Origin of the sequence: Nocardioides secundeburneus, from assembly GCF_039939255.1 — a bacterium.
In the GTDB taxonomy this organism is placed as follows: Bacteria; Actinomycetota; Actinomycetes; order Propionibacteriales; family Nocardioidaceae; genus Nocardioides.
In genome coordinates, this window is sequence record NZ_JBDUUE010000008.1 from 191654 (window position 1) to 198402 (window position 6749).

A 6749-nucleotide genomic window follows, 5' to 3' on the forward strand; every position below is an offset into this window, starting at 1 on the left:
TCGCCGCATGACCTCCACACCGCTTCCTTCCCCGACCTCAACGTCCGGCTCGACCCACCGCAGCCCAGCCCGGGCCCGGCACCTGCTGAGCAAGGTCCCCGAGGTGACCGTCTGGTTCTGGCTCGTCAAGGTCCTGTGCACCACGGTAGGCGAGAGCTTCGCCGACTGGGTCGATGCGCGGCTCGGCGTCGGCCTCGTCGCCACCGCGCTGGTGTTCACCGCGGTCACGGCCGTCGTGCTAGCCGTCCAGATGGGCTTGCGCAGCTATCGGCCCGCGGCCTACTGGCTGACCGTCGTGGTGCTCTCGATCACCGGCACGCTCTACACCGACATCCTCACGGACGAGAGAGGGGTCCCGCTGGCCGTGAGCACCGCCGTCTTCGCCGCCCTGCTCGCCGTGGTCTTCGGCGCCTGGTGGGCGCGCGAGCGGACCCTGTCGATCCACAGCATCACCACCACCCCGCGCGAGGCGTTCTACTGGCTGGCCGTGCTCGTCACGTTCGCCCTCGGCACCGCGGTCGGTGATGGGACCCTCGAGCTCACCGGCTGGGCGCCGGGTACCGCCGTGCTGCTGCCGGCCGGGTTGATCGTCGCGGTCGCGGCGGCCTGGCGGCTCGGCCTCAACCCCGTGCTGGCGTTCTGGGCCGCCTACGTCCTGACGCGGCCCCTGGGCGCCAACATCGGCGACTGGCTGGCCTCGAGCCGGGCCGAGCAGGGCCTCGGCCTGGGCACCGCGCTGACGAGCGGCCTGTTCCTCGTCGCCATCCTCGCCGTCGTCGCCTACCTGACCGTCACCCGGGTCGACGCGCCCGGCGCGGTCGACGAGCCAGGCACGAGGTGAGCCCGGACGCATCGACGTCCCGGGGCCGGACCTGCGGGTGGGTGGCTACGATCCGCCGGTGACGACGTCCGAGCCCGTGCTGGGGCGCTGGCCCCGCCTGCGGCTCGTCGTCCTCGTCGTCGCGCTGGCCGCCGCCGGGGTCGTGTTCACCTTCGGCGACGTCGTCAGCACCGCCGAGGTGCAGGACGCCGTCGACGGGCTCGGCCCCCTGGCCCCGCTCGTGTTCGTGGTGGTGGCGGCCCTGCTCGCGGCCGTGCTGGTGCCCGGTCCGGTGCTCGCGGCCGCGAGCGGGGTGCTGTTCGGTGTCGTGCTCGGCACCGTGGTCACCCTCGCGTCGGCGTCCGGGACGGCGATCATCGCCCAGCGCCTCGGCCGCGCCGCCGGCCTCGACGGCGCCCGCTCGGTGCTCGGGCCCGAGCGCGCGGCCGCGACCGAGGACCTCCTCGAACGCCGCGGCCTGTTCGCCGTCGTCGCCCAGCGCCTGCTGCCGGGCGTGCCCGACGCCCCGGCCACCTACGCCTTCGGGGCCCTCGGCGCCCGGGGCTGGCAGGTCGTGCTCGGCACGCTCATCGGGGCCGCGCCCCGGGCGTTCGCCTACACCGCCATCGGCGACTCGCTCGACGACCCGACCTCGCCGTTGGCGGTCGCGGGGGTGGTCGTGTGGATCCTGGTCTCGATCGCCGGTGCCGAGATCGCCCGACGCTGGTGGGTCGGACGACGCCGCGCCCGCGCCGGGCAGGCGGGCCAGCCGGGCTAGGCGGGCTAGCCGGGTCGGGGGTCAGGCGTCGCGGCGGCTGGCCTCGACCGCGAGCCGGTCGACCAGGTCGTTCATCGGGTGGCCCGAGTGACCCTTCACCCAGGCGAACGCGACGTCGCCCCGCTCGACGACCCGCTCGACGAGCGGCTCCCACAGGTCGCGGTTGGCGACCGGCTGCCGGGCGGTGTTGGTCCACCCGCGCGCCAGCCAGCCCTTCCACCACCCGTCGCGGAAGCAGTTGACGACGTAGGTCGAGTCGCTCACCACGAGCAACGGCCCGGACAGCGCCGTGACGGCCTCGAGGGTGGCCTGCACCTCCATGCGCTGGTTCGTCGTGGCTGCGGCCCGTCCCGACTCGTGCTCCGACGGCGACAACGCCCAGGCCCAGCCGCCGGGGCCGGGGTTGCCGCGGCAGGCACCGTCGGTGAACACCTCGCGGGCACCGGGCGGAACGGGCATGGCCGGCGGGCGTGGCCGGCGCTGGCGGGCCGGGCTCATCCGGCGTAGGTCGAGCGGTAGGTCAGCAGCAGCCGGCGTCCCTCGGCCATCGCGGCCTCGAGCTCGGGCACCAGCGCCACGGCCGGGTCGACCGAGCCGGTGTCGGCGGCGAGCTCGACGGCGCGCGCGGCCTCCCCGGCGCGCGGGAGGCCGAGGTTGAGCGCACTGCCGGCGATCTTGTGCGCGCGGGCCCTGAGCGTGTCGACGTCGCCCGCGGCGATCGCGGCGTGCACGGCCGCGACGGCGTCGGCGGAGTTGACCTGGAAGTTGGCGATCGCGCGGTCGAGGTAGCTGGTGTCGCCGGGATCGAGGTCGCGGAGCGTGTCGAGCCGCTCGACGTCGACGCCGTCGATCGGCGGGGTCGGGCCGAGCACCCTCAGGCCTCCCCGTCGATGAGCAGCTGGTCGCCGTCCTGCACCAGCTGCAGCTGGACGGTGTCCTCGTCGGGCCGGCCGCCCTTGTCGAAGGCGTAGGTGTAGGTGACCTGCAGGGTGTCGGGGTCGGACTGGACGTCGAGCACGCGCGCGTTGCTGACGTCGCCCCAGAAGCCGCGGTAGCCGCCGAAGCCGTTGCTCTCGACCTGGAACGCGGGGGTGAGCAGCTCGAAGCCGGCCCGCGGGTCGTTGCTCGCGGTGACCACGTAGTCGCGGATGAAGGCGTTCATCTGCTCGGCCGTCGCCGGTGCGGGGGTCGACGGCGCGGAGGAGGACGGCTCGCTGCTCGACGTGGACGGCGACGTGGACGGCGGCGGGCCGACCTCGTCGACGTTGTCCTGCGGGTCGTCGAGCGTGGCGAGGTAGATGATCGCCCCGACGAGGGCCACGACGAGCAGGGTGACCAGCACCGGCAGGACGCCGAGCCGGCGCCCGCGCGGCGGCGGAGCGGGCGCCTCGGCGACCGGGGGCGGGACGACGGGGGGTTCGACCGGGGGCGGCGCGGCCAGCAGCTCGGTGCGCGCCGGCTCGGGGTGCGCGGGCGGCGGGGGGACGGCGCGCAGCTGCTGGGTGCCCTCGTGACGCCGGGCCGGCGCGGCGGCGTCGTCCGACATCGCGACCAGCTCGAGCACCCGCTCGACGTCGTGGACCGCCCACCGGCGACCGGGGTCGTGGGCCATCGTGGCCAGCAGCACGGGCTCGAGCTCGCCGGCGTCGTCGAGGCGCGGCGGCGGCTCGTTGACGATCTGGTAGAGCGCGCCGAGCACGTTGTCGCCGACGTCGTACGGCGGGCGGCCGGTGATGGCGTGGAACAGCGTCGCGCCGAGCGACCACACGTCACTGGCTGGGGTGGCCAGCTTGCCCGAGGCGACCTCGGGGGACAGGTAGGCCGGTGAGCCGGTGACGAGGCCGGTCTGGGTGAGCGAGGAGTCGGCCTCGCTGCGGGCGATGCCGAAGTCGGAGAGCTTCACCTCGCCGTCGGTGCGGACCAGGATGTTCGACGGCTTCACGTCGCGGTGGACGACGCCGTTGGCGTGGGCGGCGGTGAGGGCCGAGGCGACCTGGGCGAGGAGTCGCGCGGCCTCGCGCTGGGGGAGCGCGCCGCGCTCGCGCACCATGTCGGCCAGCGTGGTGCCCTCGACGTACTCCATGACCAGGTACTGGTGGTCGGTGTCGTCGACGAGGTCGAAGACGCCGACGATGTGCGGGTGGTTGAGGCTGGCGGCGATGCGCGCCTCGCGCTCGGCCCGCATCAGGTCGGGGCTCGACGCCCCGGGCGGGACCCCCACCCGCTTGAGGGCGACAGCCCGGCCGAGGACCTCGTCGCGGCCGAGCCACACCGAGCCCATGCCACCTCGACCGATCTCGCGGTCGAGCGAGTACCTGTCGCCGATCACCTGGTCGCCTTCCTCGTTCCGTCCGGGCCCGACGCGTGTCCGTGCCGCCGGGCAAAACCTAACGTGACAGGGGCAACGGCACCGCCTCGATGCCCGTCGGGCAGGCTTGACCTGCTCGCACGCTGACCTGGAAGGCCCTCACGTGTCCGTCGACCCCGACCTCCTCGACGACCTCCAGTGGCGTGGGCTGCTGGCCCACACCACCGACCTCGAGGCCCTGCGCGAGGCCCTGACGTCGCGCAGCGTCTCGTTCTACGTGGGCTTCGACCCCACCGCGGCCAGCCTGCACATGGGCAACCTGGTGCAGGTCACCACGGCCCGCCGGCTCCAGGACGCCGGCCACACGCCGTACCTGCTCGTCGGCGGCGCCACCGGCATGATCGGCGACCCGCGTGACTCGGGCGAGCGCACCCTCAACTCCGCCGAGACCGTGCAGGAGTGGGTCGGGCGCATCCGCGCCCAGATCGAGCCGTTCCTGTCCTTCGACGGCGACAACGCCGCCACGATGGTCAACAACCTCGACTGGACCGACGGACTGTCGGTCATCGACTTCCTGCGCGACGTCGGCAAGCACTTCCCGGTCAACCGCATGTTGGCCCGCGAGACCGTCAAGCGCCGGCTCGAGTCGGGCATCAGCTACACCGAGTTCAGCTACGTCCTGCTGCAGTCGATGGACTTCCTCGAGCTGCACCGCCGCCACGGCGTCGACCTCCAGTTCGGCGGGTCCGACCAGTGGGGCAACATCACCGGCGGCGCCGAGCTGATCCGGCGTGCGACCGGCGACGCCGTCCACGCGTTCGCGACACCGCTGGTCACCAAGGCCGACGGCACCAAGTACGGCAAGACCGAGGGCGGCGCCCTGTGGCTCGACCCGGCGATGATGTCGCCGTACGCGTTCCACCAGTTCTGGCTGAACGTCGAGGACGAGAAGGTCGGCGAGCTGCTGCGCATCTTCACGTTCCTGCCACGAGCCGAGATCGAGGCGCTCGAGGCGCGGCACGCCGAGAAGCCGTTCCTGCGCGAGGCGCAGAAGACGCTCGCCGACGCCGTCACCACGTTCGTCCACGGTGCCGAGGAGACCGAGCACGCCAAGGCCGCGGCGGGTGCGCTGTTCGGCGGGGGTGACCTCGCGGCCCTGCCCGCCCGGGTGCTCGACGCCGTCCTCGGTGACTCCGATCTCGCCCACGAGGTGGAGATGGGGGAGTGGACGATGTCGCAGCTGCTCGCCCTCAGGCTCTGCTCGTCACGCAGCGAGGCGGTCCGCACGGTGAAGGAGGGCGGTGCCTACGCCAACAACCGGCGCATCGAGGACCCCGACGAGCCGCTCACGCGCGACCTGCTGCTGCACGACAAGTGGCTGCTGCTGCGACGCGGGAAGAAGAAGTTCGACGCCATCGCCGTCACCGGGGCCGCGTCGTCATGACCGACGCCCTCTGGGTGGCCGCCCTCGAGGACCAGGCACGCGAGCGACTGCCCGCGCCGGTGTTCGAGTACGTCGTCCAGGGGGCCCGCGACGGCGACACGGCGGCCCGCGCGGTCGAGGCGTGGCGTCGCTACCGGCTCCAGCCCCACGTGCTGCGCGACGTGACCACGGTCGACGTCTCGGTCTCCGTGCTCGGACGCCGACTGGCGCTCCCGGTGGGCGTCGCGCCGACCACCCTGCAGCGCGCCGTGCACCCCGACGGTGAGCTCGCCGTGGCCCGGGCCGCCGCCGAGGCCGGCGGCCTGATGGTCGTCTCGAGCAACGCCGGCACGCCGTTCGCCGCGATCGGCGAGACCGGCGTGCGGTGGTGGGTGCAGTCCTACCTGCCCGCCGACCGGTCCCTCGCCGAGCCGCTGCTGGCCCGCGCCGTCGCCGCCGGGGCCGACGCCGTCGTCCTCACGGTCGACACCCCGGTGGTGGGGACCAAGTACCCCACCGGCGACGGGCCGGTGATCTGGGACGTCGTCGACCCGGGCCTCCTCCGGGTCAACTTCGACGCCGGCTACGACCGGGCACCCGGCTCCGAGAAGGCGCTCGACCTCGGGGTCCACGACCTCGAGTGGTTGCGCCGGACGACGGGCCTGCCCGTCGTCGTGAAGGGAGTGCTGCGTCCCGACGACGCCCTCGTCGCCGTCGAGGCCGGCGCGGCCGCGGTGTGGGTGTCGAACCACGGGGGCCGCCAGCTCGACCGGACGTCGTCCACGGCGGCGGTGCTGCCCGACGTCGTCGCAGCGGTGGCCGACCGGGTCGAGGTGTACGTCGACGGAGGGCTCCGCTCTGGCCTCGACGTCGTCACCGCCTTCGCGCTGGGCGCGAGGTGCACCTTCCTGGGCCGCCCGCCGCTCTACGCACTCACCGACGGGCACGCCGGCGTTGCGCGCCTCCTCGGCGAGATCTCGGACCAGGTCAGCGACGCACTGCGGCTTGCCGGCGCACGCTCGACACGCGAGCTGCGCGGACTGGCCACACACGAAAAACCACTCTGACCTGCGCAAACGCCTCGAACCAGCGTCTGTGGCCCGGGTCACGTCGTTTCGATTTGTGCGTTCACGCCGAAGTCCTCTAATGTTCTCGATGTCGCCAGGGAGCGGCGGGGAGCAAGGCCGGTCTGGTCGGGCTCTCGGCCCCGGGTAGACCGAACGGTGGCACTGCTCATCGGAGCGTGCCCCACCACTTCAGTAGTCATCTCAAGATCCCCGAGAGGGAGATTCAGATGAGCGCCTGATGTTTGAGAACTCAACAGTGTGTCATAGTCGACGGATTAGTTTGTATGCCTGTCTGTTTCTTTGATGGGTAAAGTTTTTTCGACAATGATTCTGGCGATAGCTAGTGATCGTTT

General features: G+C 72.8%; 7 protein-coding genes. 4 read left to right on the forward strand and 3 right to left on the reverse strand.

The features are described from left to right. Nucleotides 1-7: 7 nt before the first annotated feature. Together ABFT23_RS21490 and ABFT23_RS21495 are read left to right on the forward strand one after the other, a co-directional pair. Nucleotides 8-841 (forward strand): COG4705 family protein, encoded by an 834-nt coding sequence (locus ABFT23_RS21490; protein WP_347898959.1) that lies wholly within the window; start codon nucleotides 8-10, stop codon nucleotides 839-841. 58 nt (nucleotides 842-899) lie between these two features. Beyond that, nucleotides 900-1598 (forward strand): TVP38/TMEM64 family protein, encoded by a 699-nt coding sequence (locus ABFT23_RS21495; RefSeq protein ID WP_347898961.1) that lies wholly within the window; start codon nucleotides 900-902, stop codon nucleotides 1596-1598. A gap of 21 nt (nucleotides 1599-1619) precedes the next feature. Here ABFT23_RS21495 and ABFT23_RS21500 read toward each other — a convergent pair whose 3' ends face one another. Genes ABFT23_RS21500 through ABFT23_RS21510 form a run of 3 tightly spaced genes read right to left on the reverse strand, consistent with a single transcriptional unit; the run spans nucleotide 1620 to nucleotide 3927 of the window. Continuing rightward, nucleotides 1620-2057: a ribonuclease H family protein gene (locus ABFT23_RS21500; protein ID WP_347898962.1), complete on the reverse strand. Its 438-nt coding sequence runs from the start codon at nucleotides 2055-2057 to the stop codon at nucleotides 1620-1622. Between the two features lie 35 nt (nucleotides 2058-2092). After that, a complete protein-coding gene (locus ABFT23_RS21505) occupies nucleotides 2093-2470 on the reverse strand; it encodes an Hpt domain-containing protein (RefSeq protein WP_347898964.1) in 378 nt (125 codons plus the stop codon). Between the two features lie 2 nt (nucleotides 2471-2472). Next, on the reverse strand, nucleotides 2473-3927 hold the full coding sequence (locus ABFT23_RS21510) for a serine/threonine-protein kinase (RefSeq protein ID WP_347898966.1): 1455 nt from the start codon (nucleotides 3925-3927) through the stop codon (nucleotides 2473-2475). A 142-nt stretch (nucleotides 3928-4069) separates the two neighbouring features. On the opposite strand from ABFT23_RS21510, the gene tyrS reads away from it, so the two are divergent. Both tyrS and ABFT23_RS21520 read left to right on the forward strand, forming a co-directional pair. Beyond that, nucleotides 4070-5350, forward strand: a complete 1281-nt coding sequence (tyrS, locus tag ABFT23_RS21515) for a tyrosine--tRNA ligase (RefSeq protein WP_347898968.1) — start codon at nucleotides 4070-4072, stop codon at nucleotides 5348-5350. Beyond that, on the forward strand, nucleotides 5347-6396 hold the full coding sequence (locus ABFT23_RS21520; protein ID WP_347898970.1) for an alpha-hydroxy-acid oxidizing protein: 1050 nt from the start codon (nucleotides 5347-5349) through the stop codon (nucleotides 6394-6396). Before tyrS ends, ABFT23_RS21520 begins: the two co-directional genes overlap by 4 nt. The last annotated feature ends 353 nt before the right edge of the window (nucleotides 6397-6749 follow it).

Bases quoted from the DNA above. Each gene is read 5' to 3' on its own strand.
- ABFT23_RS21500 (WP_347898962.1), bottom strand. From the start codon at position 2,057: ATGCCCGTTCCGCCCGGTGCCCGCGAGGTGTTCACCGACGGTGCCTGC.
- ABFT23_RS21520 (WP_347898970.1), top strand. From the start codon at position 5,347: ATGACCGACGCCCTCTGGGTGGCCGCCCTCGAGGACCAGGCACGCGAG.
- ABFT23_RS21490 (WP_347898959.1), top strand. From the start codon at position 8: ATGACCTCCACACCGCTTCCTTCCCCGACCTCAACGTCCGGCTCGACC.